At 29.7% G+C, this 2,585-nt stretch carries 3 protein-coding genes; all 3 read left to right on the top strand.

Annotated elements, in window-relative coordinates; genetic code table 11:
• Positions 1–516 (top strand): HNH/endonuclease VII fold putative polymorphic toxin (locus BM119_RS20140; protein ID WP_207647696.1); only part of this gene is annotated, 516 nt, incomplete at its 5' end.
• Between the two features lie 11 nt (positions 517–527).
• The gene (locus BM119_RS19325) at positions 528–911 is read left to right on the top strand and encodes an immunity 50 family protein (RefSeq protein WP_090043329.1); all 384 of its coding nucleotides are present in this window, start codon (positions 528–530) and stop codon (positions 909–911) included.
• 207 nt (positions 912–1,118) lie between these two features.
• Positions 1,119–1,655 (top strand): hypothetical protein, encoded by a 537-nt coding sequence (locus BM119_RS19320; RefSeq protein ID WP_090043328.1) that lies wholly within the window; start codon positions 1,119–1,121, stop codon positions 1,653–1,655.
• The last annotated feature ends 930 nt before the right edge of the window (positions 1,656–2,585 follow it).

Below are 2,585 nucleotides of genomic sequence, written 5' to 3'. Positions count from 1 at the left end.
GGATCTCAAACTTCAGCATCAGCAGCAGGAGTTGGAAGAGTACCAATAAAATCTTTTGGTAGTTCAAAAAATACACAATCAATAAAGCAAACAGAAACTCAAAAGAGCTTTAATGCAGCTTTGGCTAGTAGAAACGTTAATGGGGCGGGTAATCCTGTTTCTAGAAAGCAAGCTTTGTCAGAAATTAATAAGGATTTAGGGATAAGTAAATCGCAACATCCTCTTGAGCAAAAAATGGTTCCTTTATTGGATGAGAATAAAAAGAGAATTCTAGATGCGAATAATAACTTTGTAGAAACACGTGAGTTAACATATTCAGTGCAAGGAAAATTTGATGTACAAGGAAATCCTATAGATAAGGTGGTTATACAAGACCATTCTTACGGACATTATTATAATTCTGGTATTGGTAATCAACCTTCCCATTTTAATGTTAGACCTTCAACAAATACTAAGAACGGAGCCGTTCAGGGTATGAAGGACCATTATTACTTTAATTATAGAAATAAAAAATAGGTGGTGAAACTATGTTTGAAGGAATTGATAATGCAGTTGTAATTAAGAATATTTTTGGTGACAAAAATGTATTTGAAAAAGCTGAACTAATTAATGTAAATTGGCAAATGATTGATTCTAGAATTGAGTTATCAATATTAGTTCATGATGAGCCAACAAAGGTTCCTAAAAAATGGGGTGTCTTTGAAAGTGTCTATGTAAGGCTAGAGTTTTATGGATTGAACTATTTAAGAATAGACGTAAAAGAAGATAAGCCAAGAATCGAGAAGTTTACTATGCAGAGCAATAGCGATAAGTACTGTTGCGAAATATCTATGAGTGATGAGCAGGAAATTCAGTGTACGTTTGAAGTGGCTCGTATTCAAAATATTAAACCGTTTGTAGATAAGCAGTAAATATTTATCAGTTTAAATCTATGTGGAATTGAGCGATATTGTAGAAGTGGCACAGATTTTTGTTGCCACTTCTTTTCTCTCACTGCATTTTCTATCTAAGATCAGGGGGCGGCTAAAGCTGATTTTTATGTTGGACCTGAAGGAAATGTTTCTACTACTATAAGAGAATATGATATATACAAAAATGTTGAGTACGCAAGAGATAGTTTGATTCAAAATACCCCTGGAGCTAAAAGAAAAGCGATGGCAATAGGTGCATATGATTTAGAAAGTGGTAATGTTGTTGCATGTGCGGAATTTAGAGGTGCAAATCAATTACTAAATATAGGAAGCAATATTAGAAATATAAGATTTACCAAGGCAGTAAGACCAAGAACTGGAGGTACAGGATGTGTACCAGAATTTATTTGTGAATCTAGAGAAATTTTGGATATAGTGTGCGAATATTTTGATGCACTTAGTACTTATATTGCAGAATCTAAACTTGTTAATAAGTCAGTTGAGGAATATCCAAGTGATAATTATCTTAAAGAATGTATAAACATGACACGAAAAGGTATTTTCTGTTATGATGTTTCAAATGCACCAGAGCATCTACAAGATTACCAATTGGTTAGTAAACCTGATAAAGGACTATATTTATCAGATTTACCAAAAGAAATACAAGAAATACTTATAAATTATAGAATAAATGATGTGTGTTTTAGTAAAGATGAGTGTATTAGTGTAGTTTCTGCATATTAATTGCATTAGAAGATATTAAGAAAATTAAAATGTTGAAGTAATAATGTTTTTAAATCTAAATGCAAAATAGTATTTAAAGTAACTACAAAATAATAAACTAAGAAGTATAAAAGTTGCAAATTAAATAAAGGTATTAAGAATGCACATTAAATTTAAAGAAATAGTTACTGCATAATATTAATAATGTAGTGAGAAGATGAAATGAACTAGCTGAAATTAAGTAGGCTAGTTCATTATTTTTTTAGTAGTTAACATATGCTATAAATACATTATTCAAAAGAACTATATTAAAAAGCAACGATAACACATCAGAAAACAGAGTTTTAAAAGATTGTGAATAAGAGCGGTATTGAATTTAAAAAATAATGAATAGAGGATAAAATAACTGATTAAATAGGAATTGATAGATGATTAAAATCTTTTTAGCGGTTACTCAAGTATAAGCATCTGATAAAGGAGTTCCTTGTCAATCAATAAACAACTAAAATCATTCAATGAAATAAATAATTAAAAATTACAGTACATCAATAAATATAAAAGCAAATATATATTATAAATTTGATAAGAGCTAATGTTTCAAGTAAGGGACATTGGCTCTTTTTTAATTCAAAGAAATTGAAGCATACTTTCAATAATCAATACTAGTAAATTCAACATAAAGGCTATAGAATATGTTTATGATGAGTTAAATCAACAAATTGAAGCTAAGGATGAAAGTGGAGTATTAGTTAAAAATGCTTATAATGGAGAAGAACTAAGAGTTTCAAAGGAAAATAAAGAAGGAAAAAACCATTTCTTATATGAAGGTGACAAAGTTATCCTAGAAGTTCAGGAGAAAACCCTTTTAGAAAAAGGAAGAAATGTTTATGGACTAAACTTACTAATGAGAAAAGTAGGGGATACTGAAGCATATTATATGTACAATGGACA

This window comes from Clostridium frigidicarnis, from assembly GCF_900111985.1.
Taxonomy (GTDB): Bacteria; Bacillota; Clostridia; order Clostridiales; family Clostridiaceae; genus Clostridium_Z; species Clostridium_Z frigidicarnis.
The sequence above is the reverse complement of the archived record's forward strand: the minus strand, read 5'-3'. Positions and strand labels throughout refer to the sequence as shown.